Origin of the sequence: Nocardia sp. bgisy134, from assembly GCF_965341865.1 — a bacterium.
Classification (GTDB): Bacteria; Actinomycetota; Actinomycetes; order Mycobacteriales; family Mycobacteriaceae; genus Nocardia.
The window spans coordinates 523,266-544,046 of the sequence record NZ_CBDQZP010000002.1 but is presented as its reverse complement, the minus strand read 5'-3'; the positions used below and the strand labels follow the sequence as shown (position 1 = coordinate 544,046).

The 20,781-nt window shown below is 70.2% G+C and carries 15 protein-coding genes; 5 read left to right on the top strand and 10 right to left on the bottom strand.

Annotated elements, in window-relative coordinates; all coding sequences use genetic code 11:
- Positions 1 to 3: 3 nt before the first annotated feature.
- Positions 4 to 3,366 carry an error-prone DNA polymerase gene (locus ACRWNM_RS05970; RefSeq protein WP_431964273.1) on the bottom strand — a complete coding sequence of 1,121 codons (3,363 nt, stop codon included), beginning with the start codon at positions 3,364 to 3,366 and terminating at the stop codon, positions 4 to 6.
- A 135-nt stretch (positions 3,367 to 3,501) separates the two neighbouring features.
- Positions 3,502 to 3,957, bottom strand: coding sequence for a hypothetical protein (locus ACRWNM_RS05965; protein ID WP_431964271.1), 456 nt, complete (start codon positions 3,955 to 3,957; stop codon positions 3,502 to 3,504).
- A gap of 153 nt (positions 3,958 to 4,110) precedes the next feature.
- Here ACRWNM_RS05965 and ACRWNM_RS05960 point away from each other — a divergent pair, with 153 nt between their 5' ends.
- Positions 4,111 to 5,094, top strand: coding sequence for an SDR family NAD(P)-dependent oxidoreductase (locus ACRWNM_RS05960; RefSeq protein WP_431964269.1), 984 nt, complete (start codon positions 4,111 to 4,113; stop codon positions 5,092 to 5,094).
- Positions 5,095 to 5,101: 7 nt separating this feature from the next.
- Here ACRWNM_RS05960 and ACRWNM_RS05955 read toward each other — a convergent pair whose 3' ends face one another.
- The 4 genes from ACRWNM_RS05955 to ACRWNM_RS05940 all read right to left on the bottom strand — a co-directional run bounded on the left by ACRWNM_RS05955 (position 5,102) and on the right by ACRWNM_RS05940 (position 8,101).
- Positions 5,102 to 5,872, bottom strand: coding sequence for a hypothetical protein (locus tag ACRWNM_RS05955; RefSeq protein ID WP_431964267.1), 771 nt, complete (start codon positions 5,870 to 5,872; stop codon positions 5,102 to 5,104).
- A gap of 91 nt (positions 5,873 to 5,963) precedes the next feature.
- Entirely contained in the window at positions 5,964 to 6,878 is a 915-nt protein-coding gene (locus ACRWNM_RS05950; RefSeq protein WP_431964265.1) for a sucrase ferredoxin, read from the bottom strand.
- The gene (locus tag ACRWNM_RS05945) at positions 6,875 to 7,603 is read right to left on the bottom strand and encodes an alpha/beta fold hydrolase (RefSeq protein ID WP_431964540.1); all 729 of its coding nucleotides are present in this window, start codon (positions 7,601 to 7,603) and stop codon (positions 6,875 to 6,877) included. Before ACRWNM_RS05945 ends, ACRWNM_RS05950 begins: the two co-directional genes overlap by 4 nt.
- Before the next feature lie 141 nt (positions 7,604 to 7,744).
- Positions 7,745 to 8,101 carry a winged helix-turn-helix transcriptional regulator gene (locus ACRWNM_RS05940; protein ID WP_431964263.1) on the bottom strand — a complete coding sequence of 119 codons (357 nt, stop codon included), beginning with the start codon at positions 8,099 to 8,101 and terminating at the stop codon, positions 7,745 to 7,747.
- Positions 8,102 to 8,158: 57 nt separating this feature from the next.
- Here ACRWNM_RS05940 and ACRWNM_RS05935 point away from each other — a divergent pair, with 57 nt between their 5' ends.
- Entirely contained in the window at positions 8,159 to 9,031 is an 873-nt protein-coding gene (locus ACRWNM_RS05935) for an NAD(P)H-binding protein (RefSeq protein WP_431964261.1), read from the top strand.
- On the opposite strand, the gene ACRWNM_RS05930 is transcribed toward ACRWNM_RS05935, so the two are convergent.
- Positions 9,022 to 10,596 carry a DNA polymerase Y family protein gene (locus tag ACRWNM_RS05930; RefSeq protein ID WP_431964259.1) on the bottom strand — a complete coding sequence of 525 codons (1,575 nt, stop codon included), beginning with the start codon at positions 10,594 to 10,596 and terminating at the stop codon, positions 9,022 to 9,024. The genes ACRWNM_RS05935 and ACRWNM_RS05930 overlap by 10 nt on opposite strands.
- Positions 10,597 to 10,681: 85 nt before the next feature.
- Positions 10,682 to 11,434 (bottom strand): hypothetical protein, encoded by a 753-nt coding sequence (locus ACRWNM_RS05925; RefSeq protein WP_431964257.1) that lies wholly within the window; start codon positions 11,432 to 11,434, stop codon positions 10,682 to 10,684.
- Between the two features lie 329 nt (positions 11,435 to 11,763).
- Here ACRWNM_RS05925 and ACRWNM_RS05920 point away from each other — a divergent pair, with 329 nt between their 5' ends.
- Entirely contained in the window at positions 11,764 to 12,891 is a 1,128-nt protein-coding gene (locus ACRWNM_RS05920) for a protein kinase domain-containing protein (protein ID WP_431964255.1), read from the top strand.
- A gap of 71 nt (positions 12,892 to 12,962) precedes the next feature.
- On the opposite strand, the gene ACRWNM_RS05915 is transcribed toward ACRWNM_RS05920, so the two are convergent.
- Positions 12,963 to 13,598: a response regulator transcription factor gene (locus ACRWNM_RS05915; RefSeq protein ID WP_357407925.1), complete on the bottom strand. Its 636-nt coding sequence runs from the start codon at positions 13,596 to 13,598 to the stop codon at positions 12,963 to 12,965.
- Between the two features lie 161 nt (positions 13,599 to 13,759).
- The gene (locus ACRWNM_RS05910; protein WP_431964253.1) at positions 13,760 to 15,181 is read right to left on the bottom strand and encodes an ATP-binding protein; all 1,422 of its coding nucleotides are present in this window, start codon (positions 15,179 to 15,181) and stop codon (positions 13,760 to 13,762) included.
- A gap of 540 nt (positions 15,182 to 15,721) precedes the next feature.
- Between ACRWNM_RS05910 and ACRWNM_RS05905 the strand changes: the two genes are divergently transcribed.
- Complete coding sequence (locus tag ACRWNM_RS05905; protein WP_431964251.1) at positions 15,722 to 16,378, top strand: MspA family porin; 657 nt, start codon at positions 15,722 to 15,724, stop codon at positions 16,376 to 16,378.
- A 17-nt stretch (positions 16,379 to 16,395) separates the two neighbouring features.
- Positions 16,396 to 20,676, top strand: coding sequence for an NACHT and WD repeat domain-containing protein (locus ACRWNM_RS05900; protein ID WP_431964249.1), 4,281 nt, complete (start codon positions 16,396 to 16,398; stop codon positions 20,674 to 20,676).
- Positions 20,677 to 20,781: the final 105 nt, after the last annotated feature.

Genomic DNA, 20,781 nt, shown 5'->3' with positions numbered 1-20,781 from the left:
CGCTCACCGGAAGTCGCGCGACTTCCCCTCGATCCGCAGATGCAGCCGCTGAAGGTGTTCCGCGACAACGCTGACCGCGCCCTCCGCGTTCTGCACCCGGCCGCGGACGAGCAGGGCGGTGGCGCCCTGGGCCAAGCGGCGATAGCGGGTCCACAGCCCGACCGAGCAGACCACGTTCACCATGCCGGTCTCGTCCTCCAGGTTGAGGAAGGTGACGCCCGCGGCGGTGGCGGGTCGCTGGCGGTGGGTGACCGCTCCGCCGACCAGCACCCGGGAACCGTCGGGGACGGCGAGCAATCCGGCGGCGGGGATCGCGCCGAGCGCGTCGAGCTGGGGACGCAGGAATTCGGTCGGGTAGCTGCCCGGTGAGATCCCGGTGGCCCACACGTCGGCGGCGGCGAGCTCCAGCTCGCTCATACCGGGCAGGGCGGGCGCGGTGGTCGCCGCCCCGGTGCCGGGCAGCCGATCCGCGCGCTCCCCCGCCGCGGCGCCCGCCGCCCACAGCGCCTCGCGCCTGCTGATGCCGAGGCTGCCGAGCGCGCCCGCGGTGGCCAGCGATTCGGCCTGGGCGACGGTGAGCGGCACCCGTCCGGTCAGATCGAGAAACGAAGTGTACGGACCGCTTTCGCGGCGGGCAGCGACGATGCGCTCGGCCGGCTCCGTGCCGAGATGACGAACCGCGGCCAGCCCGAGCCTGACCTCGGAGCCCGCCGCCTCCACGGTGGCGTCGGCGAGACTGGCATTGATGTCCGGACCGTGCACCGCGACACCGTGCCTGCGCGCGTCGGCGACCAGGGATTGCGGGGAATAGAAGCCCATCGGCTGGGCGCGCAGCAATCCGGCGCAGAACGCGGCGGGATAATGCAGCTTGAACCACGCCGAGTAGAACACCAGCGCGGCGAAACTCTGCGAATGGCTTTCCGGGAAGCCGAAATTCGCGAAGGCGTAGAGCTTCTCGTAGATACGGTCGGCGACCTCGCCGGTAATGCCGTGCAGCTCCCGCATGCCCTGGTAGAGACGGGCCTTGATCCGTTCCATGCGCTCCGGTGAGCGTTTGGAACCCATCGCGCGGCGGAGCTGATCGGCCTCGGCGGCGGTGAAACCGGCGACGTCGACGGCCATCTGCATCAGCTGCTCCTGGAACAGCGGAACGCCGAGGGTGCGGCCGAGCGAATTCTCCAGCGCCGGATGGTCGTAGGTCACCTCTTCGCGCTCGTTGCGGCGGCGGATGTACGGATGCACCGAGCCGCCCTGGATGGGACCGGGCCGGATCAGCGCGACCTCCACCACCAGGTCGTAGAAATCGCGCGGCTTCAGCCGGGGCAGGGTGGCCATCTGCGCCCGCGACTCCACCTGGAAGACGCCGACCGAGTCGGCGCGCGAGAGCATTTCGTAGACGGCGGCTTCCTTCAGGTCGAGCTTGTGCAGCTCCACCTCGACGCCCTTGTGCTCGCGCACCAGATCGATCATGTAGTGCAGCGCGGAAAGCATGCCGAGCCCGAGCATGTCGAACTTCACCAGCCCGACCGCGGCGCAATCGTCCTTGTCCCACTGCAATACGCTGCGGCCTGGCATCCGCGCCCACTCCACCGGGCACACGTCGGCGATGGGACGGTCGCAGATCACCATGCCGCCGGAGTGGATGCCGAGATGCCTCGGCAGCCCCTCGATGTCGGCGGCCAAACGCAGGACCTCGTCGGGGATGTCGGTGCCGGTCTCGGCCGCGACGCCGGACCAGCGGCTCACCTGTTTGCTCCACGCGTCCTGCTGCCCGGGCGAGAAGCCCAGCGCGCGTGCGGCATCGCGCACCGCCGACTTACCGCGATAGGTGATCACATTGGCCACCTGGGCGGCGTATTCGCGGCCGTACTTGGCGTACACGTGCTGGATCGCCTCCTCCCGGCGATCGGATTCGATGTCCACGTCGATATCGGGCGGGCCGTCGCGTTCCGGCGAGAGGAAGCGTTCGAACAACAGCTGATTGGCCACCGGATCGACATTGGTGATGCCGATGGCGAAGCAGACCGCGGAGTTGGCCGCCGAACCCCGGCCCTGGCACAGGATGTCGTTGTCGGCGCAGAAACTGACGATGTCGTGCACCACCAGGAAGTAGCCGGGGAAGCCGAGCTGCTCGATCACCTCGAGCTCGTGTTCGATCTGGCGGTAGGCCGCCGGGTTCTCCCGCGGCGAGCCGTAGCGGCGGCCCGCTCCCGTGAGCGCGAGTTCGCGCAGCCAAGTGTTCTCGTCGTGGCCCTCCGGCACGTCGAAGGGCGGCAACTGGGGCGCGATGAGGCGCAGGTCGAAGGCGCACTCACGGGCCAGCGCCGCGGCATTGGCCACCGCGTCGGGGCAGGCGGCGAACAGCCGCGCCATCTCCGCGCCGGAGCGCAGGTGCGCGCCGCCGGTGGGCGCGAGCCAGCCCGCGATGTCGTCCAGGCTCCGCCTGGCCCGGACGGCGGCCAGCGCCATGGCGCGGCGGCGTTGCGCGGGCGCGGCGAAATGCGCTCCGGTGGTGGCGATCACGGGAAGACCGAGCCGGTCGGCCAGGTCGATCAGGTGGGCGTTGCGCTCGTCGTCCTCCGGGACGCCGTGGTGGGTGAGTTCCACGCCCACCCGTTCGACGCCGAAGCGTTCGGTGAGTTCGCGCAGCGCGGCCTCGGCTCGCACCAGGCGGGTGTCGCCCGCGCGCAAGTCCTCGGCGAGCGCGCGGCGGAGGTGGCCTTTGCGGCAGCCGGTCATGATGTGCCAGTGGCCGCCCGCCGCCGCGGTGAGGACGTCGAGGTCGTAGCGGAGAATGCCCTTCTCCCCCGCGGCCAAGTGGGCGGCGGCGATCTCGCGGGAGAGCCGCCGATAACCCTCCTGGCCGCGGGCCAGCACGAGCAGGTGCGGTCCGGCCGGGTCCGGCTCGCCCGTGCGCGGCGCCGAATCCGGCGCGTCGGCGTGCGTGGCCGCTTCCGTCGCGCGCCGACGCGCGTCCGGCGGTCCCAGCGACAGTTCCGCGCCGAAGACGGTCGTCATCCCCCATTCCTTGGCCGCCTCGGCGAAGCGCACGGTTCCGTAGAAGCCGTCGTGATCGGTGAGCGCGATCGCCTCCAGCCCCAGCCGCACCGCCTCCTCCACCAACTCTTCGGGCTGGCAGGCGCCGTCGAGGAAGCTGTAGGCCGAGTGCGCGTGCAGTTCCGCGTACGGCACCGTCGGGCCGTCTGGGCGCATCGGCTCGGCCACGTACGGCTCGCGCTTGCGCGACCACGCCGGGCTGTCACCGCCGTCGCCCGGGTACATGGCGTCCGGGTTGGTCCGGCCGGGCCGACCGGAGAGCACCCGCTCCAGTTCCGCCCAGGTCGGGGGCCCGTTGCTCCAACCCATGACGTATCACCTCCTCAGTCGAACATACATTCGATAGAAGAGAGACGCGCGCGGGCATCCTCAACGGATACCGAGTCGCAACAGGCGGACGGCGAACCCCTCATCGATCCGCCGCCCGCCCGCTTCCCCGGTCGATCAGTCCCCGCGAACGCGCGCGGTGGAGCCGGCCGCCACCGCGGCATCCACCCGGTCCAGCCCGTCGCGAATCATCTCGCCGTAGGCGTCGTCGGCCAGGATCCGCAGGTGGCCGCGCGCGATCGCCAATTGCATTCGCGCGCCGTCGAAGTCGCCGAGCCTGCGGTGACTGTCGGCCAGATTCAGATACAGCGAGGGCAGGAAGCAGCGCAGGCCCTCGTCCAGCGGGATACCGGGCCCGAACACCGCGGTGAGCGCGCGCTGATCCCAGCTCAGCGCGTCCTCGTCCGCTTCCTGTAGGACGGCTAGATGATGCGCGATCACGCAGCGCTGCAAGGGATCACCGGACGGGTCCAATTCCTCCCACAGCGCGCCGAGCGCACGCCGCGCCGCTTCCGGGTTTCCGCTGCCGAGCCGCACCGCGGCAAAGATGTCCGCCATCCGATCGTCCGCCATGCGCACGAGTATCGCACATATGTTCGATGTATTCGAGGTTCGTTCGGCCATGTCCTCGGGCGTGACGAGCGCCACTTGGCGGGTAAACTTACTTCAGAGTAAGTTCGTGCCAACCCTGGCCGTCTCCGTTGACCGCGACAAAGGAGCAACCCGATGACCCAAGCTTCCGCCGACGACGCCGGTGCGCGCGGGCAGAGCCGACGCAACCGCCGCAACCGGGACCTGACCGGCAGGCACGTCCTCATCACCGGCGCTTCCTCCGGCATCGGCCGGGCCGCCGCGGCGGCCGTGGCCGCCAAGGGCGCCACCGTGTTCCTGCTGGCCCGCCGCGGCGACGAGCTCGCGACCGTGGTCGACGAGATCCGTGCCGCGGGCAGCTCGGCATACGGATACCAGTGCGACGTCACGGATTCCGATTCCGTCGACCACACCGTCAAGACCATCCTCGACGAGCACGGCCACGTCGACATGCTGGTGAACAACGCGGGCCGCTCCATCCGCCGCGCCATCCACCGCTCCACCGACCGCCTGCACGACTTCGAGCGCACCATGGCGGTGAACTACTTCGGCGCGCTGCGCATGACGCTCGCCCTGCTGCCCCAGATGCGCGAGCGCAAGTTCGGCCACGTCGTGCAGATCAGCAGCGCGGGCGTGCAGGTCGCGACCCCCAGATTCGCCGCGTACCTGGCCAGCAAGGCGGCGCTGGACAAGTTCACCGAGGTGGCCGCCGTGGAGACCATGGCCGACGGCGTCACCTTCACCACCATCCACATGCCGTTGGTGCGCACGCCGATGATCACACCGAGCGGCGACCAGGGCCCGTCGGAATCACCGGAATGGGCGGCGGCCACGATCGTGCGCGCGCTCACCGAGCGCCCCAAGCGGATCGACGTCCCGATCGGCACCTTCGCCGAGTACGGCGCGCTGCTCACACCCAAGCTCCGCGACCGCATGCTGCACCGCTACTACCGTGCGCTGCCGGACTCCCCCGCCGCCAAGGGCGAGATCACCGACATCGAGGACGACGTGGAGCCCGTTGCCACGCAACCGGAACCGCAGCAGCCATCCACCGCGCGCCGAGTCACCGGCACCGTGCTGCGCCGCGCCGCGCGCTGGGTCCCCGGCACCCACTGGTGATCGGGGACTACCCCAGGACCAGGCGCGGCTCCGGCAGGTAGGCCCGCGCCTGCGAGCGCACGCTGTGCCACATCGCCAGGCCGACGGCGGGCGTGTTGGCGGCGATGTGCAGCTGCCGATTCCCCAGATCCACCACCGCGGGCGTCACCACCGAGCCGAAGCTCATCGGCCGATTGCGCAGCGCCTGCACGGCGGCGGGGTGTACGCGTTCGGATACCAGCGCCGCCACTCCCATCGCGCCGCCCTTCACCCCGAACACACTCCGTCTGCGCTGATTCTTGGCGAAACCGTCCACCTGGCGCGGGAAGTCGTCGACGGCGGCGGGCGAGATCTCCTCCAGCGTGGCGACGCAGAGCACGAGATCGATCGGGTTCAGCGCGGTCGCGATCACCGCGGTGACGCCGACCAGGCTCATCAGCGGACCGACCATGTGCTGCGCGATCTGCATCCGGCCGACGGTCATGTGATGCGTCACCGCGGCGAGATACGCCTTGACCGCTGGGGTGCCTGCGAATTCGAGGTTCGGCTGAGCGGGTGGTGGCGGTTGGTGATAGCCCGGCGGCGGGGCCGGGTAGCCGGGCGGCGGAGCCGGGTGCCCATGCGGTGGCGGGGCGGGATAGCCGGGCGGGGCCGGGTGGCCTTGCGGCGGAACGGGATACCCGCCGGGCGGCGGAACTGGAGGCGCACCGTGGGGTTGCGGCGGATATCCCGGCACGCCACCGTGCGGTGGTCCGGGCGGATAACCCGGCATGTTCGATCCCCACGGCGGTGTCGTCATCGCGTCCCTCCCTCGACCGGCTTGTCGTCGGGACATTACCTGCCCCGCGCCGCCCGGCCGCGCCAGCATCCGAAGCACGCCAGCCCGGGGGTCAGGGCAGCGGCTGGATGGGGTCGGCGACCAACGCGGTGACCGGTTTCGGGCCCGCGCCGCAGCTGGCCTGTCGCGGGGCATAGGCGACCGTCCGTGCGGTGACGCGCCAGCGCCTGCCGTCGTGGTGGCTGACGAGCGCGCTGCCCACGTACGTGGGATCTGTTGCGACGGAGTTGTTTTCGGGTTCCGAGCGCACCGTGAGGTCGTCCAGGCCCGCGGCGACCTCGGCGCGCACCGCGAGTTCGGCGACCTGTTCGACGGGATTGTGTCCGCTGCGCCCGCGCAGACCGGTGAGCGCCACCTCGCCGCGGTGCACGGCCGCCACGGCAGCGTTCGCGGCGGCGGCGTCGACGCGCCCGTAGGTGAGTCCCGAAGGCAGCAGCACCATGGCGGGCGCGAAGCGATGGCCGCCGGTGTGCGAGCACTCCCAGACCCGGCCGGGATGAGCGGCCGACAACGCCGCGGCGATGGGGCGACCGAGCATGGCGCAGCACTGATCGCGCTTGCCGTGCGCGCATACCAGGACCAGCGGATCGGTCACCAGTTCCCCGAGGCCCGGCGGCGGACCGTCGAGCAGGTGGAGATCGATGTCGAGCAACTGCTTCAGGTCGGCGATCTCGAGCCGCTCGCACCAGCCGCCTTCGGCGCGCGAGTTGACCAGCAGAACCGTTCGGACTCCGGTGAATTCGCTGCGTCCGGGGCGACGGATCAGGGTCGGGCGCACCCGCGCGGCGGTGGTGCGCGCGGCGAGTTCCGCGGTGATGCCGGGACCGAGCACCTCGTCGCCGATCACGTCACGACCCCACGCGCCGGGATGTTCGACGCAGAGCCATCCGCTCACCCGCGTCGCGGTGCCGGGCAGCGGGACGTCGGCCGAGGCCGACGAACAGGGCAAGCCGTCGAAGGCGTTCACCGCGCGAGGAACGGCAGCACCACGGCCTCGAACTCGCGGTACCGGTCGCGATGGATGCTGTGGCCGCAGGAGAACGGGGTGGCGGTGCAGTCGGGAACCAAGTCGAGCAGCACCGCCAGCTTCTCCGGATCGACCATGCCGCCCGGCCCGCCGCGCAGTACCAGCGTGGGTGCGGTGATGTCGGACAGCCGGTCCCACCATTCCGGGTTCGGCTTGCGGAACTGCTCCAGTGCGGTGCGGGTCATCGAGCGGTCGAAGGCCAGCACGGCGCGCGGGTGCCGGATCAGGCTGGTCGTGGCGTGCCAGAGTTCGGGGATGGTGGGGAAACGGCGGGTCAGCCGCAGTTCCTCGTCACCGGAGCGCAGCGGAAGCGGACACTCCTCGATCACCAGCCTGCGCACCAGCTCGGGCCGCTCCTGCGCGACGCAGGACACCGCGTAACCGCCGAGCGAGTGCCCGACGAGATCCACCTGGCGCAGGTCGAGGTGTTCGCACAGGCGCAGCACGTCGGCGCCGAACTCGTCGAATCGGTAGGAATCGGTGTGCGCGCTGCGGCCGTGCCCACGCAGATCCGGGATGATCACCCGTCGCCCGGTCCGCGCCAACCGGCGCGCGAAGCGATCCCAGGTGTGCCCGTCCCCGCCCATCCCGTGCACCAGCACGACGGGCGTGTCGTCGACCGCCCCCGAATCGCGAAAGGCGATCTGCACCCCACCGAACGCCATCCGGGCAACCGTCAGATCCACGATGTTCGAGGGTACCGACCACCACCCGGCCGCCACCCAGGATTTGTCGGCAGTATCACAGCGGCCGAACGCCGTCCGAGCGACGCCGAACTCGCCGGAAGGCACCGTTCGGCGCGGCTGTCAGTCCTCGACGAGAGGGTGTTCCTCGCCCCACTTCAACATGGCGTAGAGGATGTCGCTGAGACTCTCGCCGTCTTCGGTGAGCTGATAGACGACGCGGGGCGGGACTTCGGCATAGACGGTGCGGGTGAGGATCCGCTGGTGTTCGAGGGCGCGGAGGCGATCGGTGAGGGTCTTGGCGCTCGGCGAACCGAGTGCCGCGCGCAGGTCGCCGAAGCGCTTGGGGCCGGACAGTAGTTCTCGGACGATCAGCGTCGTCCACTTTCCGTCCAGGACCTTCAGCGTGCGTTCTACACCGCAGCCAGAACAAGCGGCTTCTTGCAAGCGTTTCAGCTGCTCAACGCCAATAGTTCCCATTGGAAAACTATATCACTTTCTAGGTATTGCTTCATTCTGGAAACTAACGTCGCGAGCATGAACACATCAACCGTGATCGTCCACGGCGCGACCGGAACGCAGGGCGCGGCCATCGTCCGCGGGCTGCTGTCGGCGGGGCACCGCGTCCGGGGCATCGTCCGCTCTTCTTCTACCCGGCTGCATCCGGATGCCGAGCCGGTCCAGGCCGATCTACTCGAACCCGAGTCGCTGGCCGCCGCGTACGCGGGCGCCGACGTCGTGATCGTGCAGTTGCCGCTGGTCTTCACCGACCTCGCCGTCCGGCAGGCCGAGTCCGTGCTGGCCGGACTCCGCAAGGCAGGCGTGCGGCGAGTCGTTCTCAATACCGGCAGCGTGATGCCGCCCGCGCCCGTCGGCGTGCCGTTCGTGGATGCCCGCGTGCTGCTGTCCGCCGAACTGTCCCGCGACATCGAGGCGGCCACGGTGGTCGCACCCGCTCGGCAGTACATGGAGAACCTCGTAGCGCCCTGGTCCGCCCCGCTCGTGCGCGCCGGAGAGATCGCCTACCCGCTGCCGCGGGAAATACCCGTCCCATGGGTCGCGCTGGACGATCTCGGCGCAGCCGTCGCGGCCTTGATCACTGCGACGGCTCGACCCCCGCTGCGAATCGTGGCGGGCCCACAGGCACTGACGGGAGACGAGGTCGCCGCCGAACTCAGCGCAGCCCTCGGACACCCGGTGCGGTGGAATTCCATATCTCCCACCGCTTATCGGGAGATGCTCGCCCCGCACCTCGGGATCGAGGCCGCCGAAGGCGTCGCCTCGGTATACACACCGCCACCCCCGGGAGCGCCGACACCTCCGGAACCCGATCCGTCGGTGCTCGAGACCGGAGCCACCAGCCTGCGTGACTGGGCGGCGCGCCAGGACTGGCGGGCGGATCAGTCGTAAAGTCCCTCGGCTCGCCACGACTCGTCGCTGTAGACGAGCAGCAACACCCGGACCTCGCCCGCGTCGCCGCCCAGCTGAACCTGGGCGCGGGCCGCCGCGGCGGAATCGGGGACCCACCAGTGCTCGTCCATCGGCCACGGTCCGGCCCAGCCCGCCAGCGGCCAGCTGCGGCTGCCCCAGTGCAGGCGGGCCGGGTCGGCGGTGAACAGGCCGCGCTCGGTGACCAGGACCGGCGTTCCGTCGGCCGCCTCCAGGCGCACAACGGGACGGTTCAGCAGCAGCACCGCGGGGGCGGGTTCCGGTAGCCGGCCGGGCCATGGCAGCTCCGGATCGGCCGCGGGCACCCGTTCGTCACCGAGCACGACCATGGTGACGCGTTCGGCGGGACCGCGGCCGCCGCTGAGCACTCCCACCTGGACCGCCTCGCCGCCGAGCAGTCCCTGCACCCGGACCAGGGCGCGGCGGGCGCGCTCGTCCTCCTCGCCGACGCCGCCCCACAGACCGAGTTGCAGCGCGCCCGCCCGCACGACCTCCACGGGTTCCAGGCGCAGCAATGTAACCGGTGCGGTGGGGCGATCGCGGCGGGTCAGCCAGCCGTCGAGCTGCCAGCGCACCCGGTCGGCGGTGTCCTCGGGGGTGAGCGGCTCGGCGCACCGCCAGATCCGGGAGAGCTGTTCGCCCGCTTCGGTTTCGGCGAACACCGCGAGCCGGGTGCAGGCCAGCGCGGCGTCGGACAGCTTGGCGTGCAGCCGGGTGGCGAGCATGCGTCCCGCGAAGGCGGCCACGTCGACCCGGTCGATCGGCGGGTCGCAGCGCTGCTCCACCGCGAGCTCGGGCGGCGGGCGGCGCGCGGCGGGCGGGCGTTCCGGGACGGCGCGCGCGCTGCGATGCGCGAGCACGGCGTCCGCGCCGAAGCGGGAGGCGACCTCGGCGGGGCCGAGCGCCGCGAAATCACCGATCCGGCGTAAACCCAAGCGGTGCAACAGGTCCACCAGCTCGGCGCGCTCCGGCGCGGCCAGGCTCGGCTCCAGCGCGAGTTCGGACACCGCGAGCGGCGCCAGGAATTCCGCGCCCTCGCCGCACGGCACGATCGCCCCGCGCCGCGCCGCGATCACCGCTGTGGACAGCTCGTCGGCGATGCCGATCTGCGCCTCCACCCCGACCGCGGCCACCGCGTCGACCAACCGTTCGGCGGCCGTCTCCTCGGACCCGAAGAACCGGGCCGCCCCGCGCGCGCCGAGCACGAGCAGCCCGGGCCGCAGCACCTCCACGCCGGGCACCGTGGCGTCCACGGCCGCGACCACCGGCTCGAACAGTCGCGCATCCCGATCCGGATCCGCCTGCACCAGAAACAATTCCGGGCACCGCGCCTGCGCCTCTCTGCGTCGCAGCCCGCGCCGCACCCCCTCGGCCCGCGCCACCGCCGAGCACGCCACCACCCGATTGGCGGACAGCACCGCCACCGGCCGCGTCGGCGGCAGCTCGGCCACGGCCGCCGCCGCGACCGCGGGCCAGTCCTGACACCACACCGCGAGCACCCGCGTCGCGCCACGCGGCCGGATCACGGTGCCGCACCACCACTCTGGACACCACGGCGGTCGCCGCACCGCTCCTCTCGGAGACGCCGCGTGGCGCCGGTCTCCGGGTGACTCATGACGCCGCACCCCGCGCGATCGGCAGTTCGACGGGCGCGGGCGAGGTCTCCTGGGCGAACCATTCGACACGACCACCGCTGGGGCGCAGTTCGACTCGTCCGCGCCGGGGCAGGCTCGCCCGGTGCCGCGCCTCGACCTCGAGGCTGAGGGAACGCAGGCGGCCGTGTCCGGTGCCGAGACCGACGTATCCGGCGATGCGGGCGTCGAGGCGCAGAGTGGGGTTGGGCCAATCGCCGTCGGCGACGATCAGGGTGGCGCCCTTGCTGCGGGCGCGAGCGGCGAGCACGCGGGTGCGCGCCGGGGGGACGGCGACGCCGCCGAGCCCGAGTACGACCAGGTCGAGGCCGTCCAGCAGCACCGCGGCCACCTCGACCGGGTCGGGGCCGGGATCGGCGATCACGGCCAGCCGTGCCAGCTCGGCGCCCATCTCCGCCGCCGCGAGCAGACCGAATCTCGGCACCCCGACGACCGCGGCGTGCCCGCCGTGCTCGGTCACCGCGGCGAGCAGACCGGCGAGCAGCGAACGCGCCCCCGTGTAGGCGACCACGGAACCCTTGCCGAGACCGCCCTCCGGCAACAATTCCGCAAGGGCCCGGGGCACCGGTAGCGGTTCGCGGCGCATGTCCTCGGCATGCGGGACGCGCGCGGCCGCCGACTCGCCGCGGCCGGGGATGGCGGCCATCCGACTGCGCAGCTCGGCCAGCTTCTGTTGTCTATCTGTCTCCCCCACCCGCACGTCCGAACCCATCACAACCACCTACTTCCCACGATGGACTCCGAGGCGAAGCGAGCGGACCGACCCCACCTCCACGCGGAGGAACGGAAGCCAGCACCGATCCAGCTATCGATCTCTGATCGAATATACGTTCGATACGCCTCAAGTAGAAACCCACCCCCGGAATGCCGTCAAGAGCACCGGACGCGCCCGGGATCACCGCGCACCCCGCGCCCGGCTTTTTCCGGCGCCGAACGCCAGGCCGCCCGAAAAGCGAGGTATCGCCGTAACTTGTTCTCGCACCGCCACTTGTCGGCGCAAGAGGCGCGGCGACGCGGGGATATTCGGATACCCTGCACACCATGATCGATCGCCCCCGTCCCATCGTCGGCCCCGAGTATCTGGTCGCAGGCCGCTACCGCCTGAAGTCCAAGCTCGGCGGCGGCGGCATGGGCGCGGTGTGGCTCGCGCACGACCGGCTGCTCGACCGGGAGGTCGCCATCAAGCAGGTGCTCTCCACCGCCGAACTGCCCGAGGCCGAGGCCACCGAGGTGCGCAATCAGATCATGCACGAGGGCCGGGTCGCGGCGAAGCTGTCGCACGAGCACGCCATCGCCGTCTACGACGTGGTGCTCGAAGCGGGCGAGCCATGGCTGGTGATGGAACACCTGCCCTCGCGCAGCGTGGCGCGGGCGCTGGCGCTGGTCGACACGCTGCCGGTGATCGAGGTCGCACAGATCGGCGCCCAGGTCGCCGACGCGCTGGCCGCCGCGCACGCCGTCGGCATCGTCCACCGCGACATCAAACCGGGCAACATCCTCGTCGCCGACCGCGGCCAAGCCGTCGGCATGGCCAAGCTCAGCGACTTCGGCATCTCGCGCGGCGCAGGCGAGATCTCCGACGAGCCGGACGGGATCATCACCGGCACCCCCGCCTACCTCCCGCCCGAGGTGGCGCGCGGCGCGCAGCCGACCGAGGCCAGCGACGTGTTCTCGCTCGGCGCGACGCTGTACACCGCGATCGAAGGACAGCCACCGTTCGGCTTGGACGAGAACAGCGACGTCCTGGTGGAGCGCGCCGCGATGGCCCAGATCATTCCGCCCTCGCGCAGCGGCATCCTCACCAACGCCCTGCTGCACATGATGGAGCCCGCGCCGCAGCGCAGGCCGACCATGGCCGAGGCACGCGACGAAATCCTCACCGCCGCTTTCGGTCCCGGTACCGGGCCGTATATCCTCGGCACCCCCGTGCGCACCGAAGACGGCACCATCCCGCCCTGGGCGGCACGGAATTCGGCCTCGGGCCTACGCAGCCCGCACTCGGCCCCTCTCCCCCGCCCTCACCGCACCGCTCCCAACCCCAGAGCCACTACTCCTGCCGCCCCCCAGCGCGCTCCCAAATCCCAACCCAACAACGCCCCCCTGGCCATAGCCATCGGCCTCTTCATCGGCCTGCTCATCATCATGGGCATCATCATCATCGCGCTGTAACGGCACATCGCAGACGTTCCACACGCCTCGCAGGGGTATCCGCTGCGAAGCGTGTGGAAGGTTTGCGAGGACTAATCGATGCGGCGGCGATGCGCCCAGCGGGTGAGGGCATTGCGATTGGACTGCTGGGTTTTGCGGAGCACGTTGGAGGCGTGCGTCTCGACGGTCTTCACCGAGATGAAGAGGTTCTCGGCGATCTCGCGGTAGGTGTAGCCGCGGGCGAGCAGGCGCAGGACCTCGAGTTCGCGCGGAGTCAGCGAGTCGAGTTCCGGGTCGAGCGGCGGTTCGGGGACCGGGGACTTACCGGTGAACGAGTCGAGCACGAATCCGGCCAGTCGCGGGCTGAAGACGGCGTCACCACCGGCGACCCTGCGGATGCCGTCGGCGAGTTCGGCGCCGGAGATGGTCTTGGTGACGTAGCCGCGTGCGCCGGCGCGGATCACCGCGATCACGTCCTCGGCGGCGTCGGACACGCTGAGCGCCAAGCACACCGGGCCGTCCTCGATACCCGCCAGCACCGCGACGCCACCGCCGTCCGGCATGTGCACGTCGAGCAGCACCACGTCCGGACGGGTGGACTTGATCCCGGCGATGGCCTCGGACACGCCGCCCGCCTCGCCGACCACCTCCATGTCGGCCTCGCGGCTCAGCTCCGCGCGCACACCCGAACGGAACACGGCGTGATCGTCGACGAGAAAGACCCGCACGCTCACCTGCTTCTCCTCACCTTCGGTGGAGCGACCCACCCTGACTGCGCCGACCCACCAGGAGGAGGTCCGCATTCCATCGGTACCACACCGCGGGCCCGGCCACGACGTTGTCCATCGCCCGCGACTCGACCGAGTGCGACCGCTTGCCGGTTCCGCGACTACTTTCCGGACCGCACCGACTGCCTGACGCGCTCGGTCGGCGGATCGCCGGCCCCCGCGGCGTCGGTGACCGCGCCCTCGTGCGCCCCGGAGTCGCTGCGCGGCATGAAGATCCGCACCTCGGTGCCGCGACCGGGAGTCGACAGGATCTCCACCTGGCCGCCGCGGCGTTCGATCCGGCCGCGGATGGATTTGGCGAGGCCCTGCCGGTCCTGCGGCACCGCGGCGACGTCGAATCCGGCACCGCGGTCGCGCACGAAGACGCTCACCTGGTGCGGCTCCGCCTCGGCGAACAGATCGATGGTCGGCACGCCCGCGTGCTTGGCGGCGTTCACCATCGCTTCCCTGCTGGCGCCGAGCAGCGCGGTGAAATGTTCCTTGGGCAGGCCGTTTCCGGAGTCGTCGACGTCCATCGAGACATCACCGACCGTCACGGGGGTGACCTTGACGCCGTGCTGGTCCTCCACCTCGCCCGCGATCGTGCGCAGCGCCGCGGCCAAGCTCGACTGCGCGGGACCGGAATCCTCGAACAGCCACCTGCGCAGTTCCCGCTCCTGGCTGCGGGCCAGCCGCGCCACCTCCTGCGGGTCGTCCGCTTGACGCTGGATCAGGGCCAGGGTCTGCAACACGGAATCGTGCAGATGCGAGGCGATCTCCTCGCGTTCCTCGTTGCGGATGCGGGCCGCGCGCTCGGTGTTCAGCGCGCGCATCATGCGCAGCCACAGCGGGACGGTGAGCAGTCCGGCGCCGATCAGGGTGACCGCCACCGCGATCAGCGCCGAACCGAGCGAGCTCAGATCGATCCTGGCCAGCACGACGACGCCGAGCCCGAGCACCACCATGGTGGCGCCCGCGACGACGCGCGCCCAGGTGATCACCGAGGGGTGCGCGGGCAGGCCGAGCAGCGAACGGGGGCCGTCGGTGTCGTATTCGCGCCAGACCAGCGCGGCGCCTACCGCGACGACGACGATCGGCACGATCACCTTCGCCGCGACGGTGCCGTTCATCAACCACGAGACCGCCACCGAGAGACCGAGCCCGAGCAGCGCGAGACCGATCGCCTGGCGTCGCTCGGTGCCGGTCGGCTTGGCCGAATCGGCGCCGCTCGGGGTGAAGATCCACAGCAGGCCGTAGGCGATGATGCCCGCCCCCGCCAGCGCGGAAAGCAGCACGAACGCCATCCGCACCTTGAACACGTCGAGCCCGAGGTGGTCGGCGAGACCGCCTGCGACACCGCCGACGATCCGTCCGCCGGACCGGCGCACCAGCCGCAGCTGCGGATGTCTGCCGAGATCGAGCACCGGGGCGGGTCCGAGACCGCGCCCGCCGCCGAAGCTGCGGGAGGCGTCGTACCCGGGCGCGCTCCCGAAGCCCGGAGCGGCGCCGCGGGCAGCGTCGAACGCGGGACCAGTCGGGTGCATGCTTCGATACTGGCACGCTCCCCCGACCCCGGCCATCAGGAATCACCCTGATCTCGCCCTCATCCCCGCGGGGATCGCGATCCGGGCACACCACGTTGTCCTTCTGGACCGACTATCCCGTTGAACTGCGGAAACAAAGGTCCACCGGTTCGCCCGGCCTGCTGACCGATCCCGGTACGCAGAACCGCCCCGCCGAAACCCGGACTTTCCGGTCCAGCCGGAGCACGATCCGGACGCACCACGCCGTCCGGACCGGACAAAGAACCCTGTTGAGCTGCGGAGATGCAAGCATCCGCCGAGTTGTCGCCCGGCCGTCGAGCCCGACCGGCGGCACGGGCCCGCCCACTCGCCTCGCCGGTCCGGAAAACCCGCACCGACGCCGCGACCAGGGCTTTCCCGCTCACGACCCGCTTGCGGCGCTGGGCCCGGACATCGACCGCCCCATACCTTTCCGTTGGGTCGCCGAAGACCCGGTCACCACCGGGATCACCCGGTTCGATCACCCGCATTTCGGCGGGAAAGCACTTCGGGGAGGAACACATGAAATACATATCGGTATTCGCGTCGCTGTTCTCGGCCGCCGTCCTGGTGGTCTGCATGATCCTTACGGGGAGCCCGTTCGCCGGGGCGGCACCGATGGCGCCGCACGAGAAGACGGTCGAAGGGCCGAACGGATTCCGGTTCACCGTCGGACACTCCGATCAGGCCTTCCATCCGGTGGCCCCGCTGAACGGCATACCGACCAATCGGGAGGTGTTCCTCGACGACACGTTCTACGGCCGGATCGACGCGGGCGGGACCGGAACACTGAAGGCCGGATACCTGGTCGCCTGTGCGGTCGACCTGACCGTCGGCATCGACCTCGGCGCGGCGATCGGCTTCGACGCGGGATTCCAGGTCGGCGGCTCCAGCAGCGGCGACTCGGCCTCGTCGAGCGTGGACGCGAGCCTCGGCCCCGACCTGCACATCGGCGCGAGCATCGACCTGTCGATCACGCCGGGCAAGGTCCAGCCCTTCGAGGTCGGTACCAAGGAACTGCCGCCCGGTGGCACCGGCTACCTCGTCAGCCGCGATTTCCACGTCTCGGTGCAGGATTGCGGCGGTCCGCTCACCATCCGCTCGTACACGATCGTCGACGCGCAGTCGTCGGAAGTCAGCGGGCGCGAAGCGGTCTACGGCGACCCGATCTTCCTGTGAGGTCGAGATGGAAGGCGGTGCGCGATGCGGCGCACCGCCTCTGTCGAGGAGGTGAGCGGCGGCCCGGCCGGGTAAATTGTCCCTGTGTTCGTACCGCCCAAACGTTTCCGTGGGCACGCGTGACAGGGGACGCGCTGCGGGGGGAAATTCGTTCGCCACGAGCGATTTTCGCTGAACGATTCGCCGACCTGTATGCCGCTGCGGGCAACCCGACGCTGCGCAGGGTCGCCGCCCAGGCGGAGAACCGCATGCGGGCCGCCGCGGCGGCGAACCCGGCGTCCGCCCAGCGGATCAGCGACTGGAAGGCGGGCCGAAATGTGCCCGCCCGCTTCGAATCCCTGCTGCCGGTGGTACTGACGCTCATCGATCTCGCGAAGAAGCGCGGCGCCGCGCTGCCCGCGAAACTCGCGGACCCGCAGGAGTGGAAGCGGCTGTGGACCGCGTCGAACTCCTGGACGCCCGACGACGCCGACGACGCCGTGTGCCCCTACCTCGGCCTCCAGTCCTATCGAAACACCGACAGCGACATCTTCTTCGGGCGCGAGCGGGTGACCGAGGAGCTCACCGAGCTGGTACGGAACACTGGGCGCGACGGTGGCGGAATCGTCACGCTCATCGGCGCATCGGGAGCCGGTAAGTCTTCGCTGCTCGCGGCGGGGTTGTCGTCCGAACTCGCACGGGGACAAGGTAACTGGCACATCGTCACAGTGACGCCCGGCGCGCATCCGCTGGACTCGTTGACGAAGGCCCTTGGCGGGCAAGAGAAGAACGCCGCGAGCACGGAAACGGCAAAGTTTCCTGGCGTACAGGACAGGGACGTCGCGGACACCGACTCGGCGAAGCCCTCGGGCGCGCAAGGCAAGAACTCTGTCCACACCAACTCGGCGAAAGTATTCGGCACGGAGGACAAGGACTCCGCTGGCATCGCCTCGGCGAAGACTGTTGGCGTGCTGGGCGAGAACTTCGCGAGCACCGACGCGGTGAAAGCATCCGGCGAGGACCGCGCCGCCGCGACTAGGTCGACCGATGGATCGCTCCTGCTGATCATCGACCAATTCGAAGAGCTCTTCACCGTCTGCGCCGACGAACAGGAGCGCGACGAGTTCCTGGCGCTGCTCGATCGGCACGCCACGCAGACCGACAACGTCGCCGTCGTGCTCGCCCTGCGCGCCGACTTCTACGCCCGCTGCCTCGACTATCCCGTTCTGCAAGAGTCCCTGGAAAAGCGCAGCTATCTGCTCGGCCCCATGCGCGTCGACGAGCTCACCGAGGCGATCACCGGCCCCGCCGAACGCGCGGGACTGAAACTCGAACCCGGACTCGACGAACTCGTCATCACCGAACTCTGCGGCCTCGGCGACCATCGGACCCGCCAGAGCTACGACCCTGGCGCCTTGCCGCTCCTCTCCCACGTCGTGGCCGCCACCTGGCAGCACCGGGAGGGACGCAAACTGACCGTCGCGGGCTATCGCGCGGCGGGCGGTGTGGTCGGCTCCGTCGCCGCGACCGCGGAACAGGCGTGGAGCGAACTGTCCGATCCGCAGCAGTCTGCCGCGAAGGACGTCCTGCTCGGACTCGTCACCGTGGCGCGCGACTCCCGCGACACCCGGCGCATCGCGGTGCGCCCCGCACTCCAGCAGCGCAGTCCCGACCCGCTCTCCGCCGCCACGGCGCTGGAATTGCTCGTGCGCACCCGGCTTGTGACGTTGGACGCCGACTCGGTGTTCCTCACCCACGAGATCGTGCTCGACGCCTGGCCGCGACTGCGCGCCTGGATCGATGAGAACCGGGTCGGCTATCTGGTGCGGCAGCGGGTGGAAGCCGATGCGGTCGAATGGGATTCGATGGGGCGTGATCCGGCGCTGCTGTATCGGGGGTCCCGGTTGGAGGCGGCGCTCGACCACGCCGTGGCGGCCGACGGGGTAGTCCACGACTTCCTGCACGCCTCGCGCGCATCGCGCGGCCGGACCCGCCGACGCACCTCGCTGACCCGGCTCGGTCTCGCGTTGGCGGGAGTGGTGCTGTTGGTGCTCGGCCTCACCGCCTACACCCAGACCGAATTCGGGGAACGACAGCGTGCGGAGAAGAATTTCGCCGCCGTGCTGACCGAGGCTCAGCGCCTGCGCGCCATCGATCCCTCGCTGTCCGCGCAGCTCTATCTCGTCGCCGAACGGATGCGGCCCGGCGACGAGGCGGTGCGAACCCAGCTGCTCAGCGCGCAGAATCAACCACTCGCGACCACCGTCTCGGCCCACGTCAACGGGTACGTCGAGGTGACTCAGCAGCCAGGGGGTGCGCTGTTGGCCTCGGTCGACCACGACCGCGTCGCCTACCTGTGGGACACGCGCAACCCACAGCACCCCCGCAAGCTGACGCAGCTCCCCGGCAAGATCTCGCATGTCGGGTTCAGTCCGATCCGTCGCGTGATGGCGACGAGCGGCAACGAGGTCACGCGGCTCTTGGACATCTCCGAGCCGGGCACACCACGACAGTTGGCCGAGCTGCCGCGCGCCGAGGCTGGACCGTACGTGGCCACGAGCTTCAGTGCGGACGGCAACATCCTCGCCGCCGTGAACGCCGACTCGGTCACGCTGTGGAACGTCACCGATCCCGTTCGCCCACAGCTTCGGCAGGTGCTGCCGCTTGGACGAGACATCAGTGCCGACGTGCTGTTCAGCCCCACCGAGCCGGTGTTGGCCGTCCTGACGAACAAGCTGTCTACGACTACGCTGCCCAGCGACGGGCGGATTCAGCTGTGGGACGTCGGCCGCCCCGAGGGCATCGTGCCGATCGGATCGCCGATCGAGGCCGACACGGCGGCACTGCGCCACATGGACTTCCGCCCGGACGGGCGAATTCTCGCCGTCGGCACGGGCGACGGGTCGCTGCGACCCAACCGGCAGGCGGAACAGGCGGCGGTGAGGCTGTGGCGGGTCGGGCGAGATATATCGCCCGCACCGATCAGCGCACCGGTGGATATCGGCGAGTTCGTCCTGTCGTCGTTCGCCTTCAGCCCGGACGGCCTGGTGCTCGCAGTCGCCACCACCAAACGGGCGGCACTGTGGACCGTAGCGGATCCGTCCCGGCCCGCACCTATCGACGAGCCGCTGGCGATCAGTCCGGTGACCTGTCGGTACTCGAACGGCTTGGCGATGCCCTGCCGCGGCGGTCCCACCGACCTGGCGTTCGGTTCCGACGGGCGGACCCTGACAGCGAGCGGCCCGGACGGCAACCTGCGCGTCTGGTCGATGCCGCCTGGACTGGTGTCGGGCGCGGCAGAGAAGTCGGCTTTTCCGTTCTTCGACGCGGCAGGCCACCGCGCGGTCACCTATTCGGGCGCTGACGCGAGCGAGATCTGGGACACCCGAGATCCGTTGCGGTGGCGGCTGCTAGGTCGCTTCACGCACCAATCCGGCAGCTACCCGTCCAAGGTCAGCCCAGACGGCACTACCCTGCTCATCACTTCGCTCGGACGCCCCATCGCGCTGTATGACATCTCCGATCCGGCGAACGTGCGTCGTCTCGGCGACTGGGCGAAAATGCTGGAGAACACCGACCACTACGCGATCCGGCCGGATTGGCGGGTCGCCGTGACGTCACACGACGACTCGCTCCAAGTGTGGAGCCTCCAGGATCTCGCCAACCCCACCCCGCTCGGCGAAAAGGTGTCGGTCGCCGGCGCGAGAGACATCGCATTCAGCAGCGACGGCAGCCTCCTCGCGGTCCGCACATTAGTGCCGGGCCATGTCGTGTGGGAGCCACTCACGTTGTGGGACTTCGCCGATCCGCTACGACCTATCCCGCTCGGCAACGCCCTTCCCGACCTGGACACCAACCTGAGCACCGCACAGTTCGCTCCCGATGGCCGGACGATGCTCCTGGTGAACAACCAGCTGATGCAGGTGTGGGACATCGGCGACCGCAGCCACATCCAACCGATCAGCGCGCCGATCGTCGCGGACAGCCTTTCGGTCGACCGTATCTCCTTCGCCGCAGACTCCCGCAGCGCCGTCATCACAGGTGGCGACAGCCGAATAACCCTGTGGGACTTGACAGATCACGCCAATCCTCGACAGGTCGGCGCCCCCATTGCACCGCCGCGCGACGGTGAGAACTGGACCGCCCAATTCCTCCCCCACGGCAACCACCTCGTCATCTCCGGCGGAGGGCTGCGCGTCTGGGACCTCGACATCTCCCATGCCATCGATCGAATCTGCAACGTCACCGGCTCCCTACTGACCGAGGACTTCTGGCAACGCCACCTCCCCCAACTCCCCTACCGCCCACCCTGCTCCTGAATCACACCCTCTTACAGGGACTTTCCAAGCATTCCTTCAGGACCGCCGACCATGCTGAAAGCGACCACGGGGGCAGTCCGTGGTCGCGCCGGGTAGGGAGCCCGG

Excerpts from the sequence above, each read along its gene's own strand:
- ACRWNM_RS05970 (WP_431964273.1), bottom strand. The coding sequence starts at position 3,366 with ATGGGTTGGAGCAACGGGCCCCCGACCTGGGCGGAACTGGAGCGGGTG.
- ACRWNM_RS05965 (WP_431964271.1), bottom strand. The coding sequence starts at position 3,957 with ATGGCGGACGATCGGATGGCGGACATCTTTGCCGCGGTGCGGCTCGGC.
- ACRWNM_RS05960 (WP_431964269.1), top strand. The coding sequence starts at position 4,111 with ATGACCCAAGCTTCCGCCGACGACGCCGGTGCGCGCGGGCAGAGCCGA.
- ACRWNM_RS05955 (WP_431964267.1), bottom strand. The coding sequence starts at position 5,872 with ATGACGACACCGCCGTGGGGATCGAACATGCCGGGTTATCCGCCCGGA.
- ACRWNM_RS05945 (WP_431964540.1), bottom strand. The coding sequence starts at position 7,603 with ATGGCGTTCGGTGGGGTGCAGATCGCCTTTCGCGATTCGGGGGCGGTC.
- ACRWNM_RS05940 (WP_431964263.1), bottom strand. The coding sequence starts at position 8,101 with ATGGGAACTATTGGCGTTGAGCAGCTGAAACGCTTGCAAGAAGCCGCT.
- ACRWNM_RS05935 (WP_431964261.1), top strand. The coding sequence starts at position 8,159 with ATGAACACATCAACCGTGATCGTCCACGGCGCGACCGGAACGCAGGGC.
- ACRWNM_RS05925 (WP_431964257.1), bottom strand. The coding sequence starts at position 11,434 with ATGGGTTCGGACGTGCGGGTGGGGGAGACAGATAGACAACAGAAGCTG.
- ACRWNM_RS05920 (WP_431964255.1), top strand. The coding sequence starts at position 11,764 with ATGATCGATCGCCCCCGTCCCATCGTCGGCCCCGAGTATCTGGTCGCA.
- ACRWNM_RS05910 (WP_431964253.1), bottom strand. The coding sequence starts at position 15,181 with ATGCACCCGACTGGTCCCGCGTTCGACGCTGCCCGCGGCGCCGCTCCG.
- ACRWNM_RS05905 (WP_431964251.1), top strand. The coding sequence starts at position 15,722 with ATGAAATACATATCGGTATTCGCGTCGCTGTTCTCGGCCGCCGTCCTG.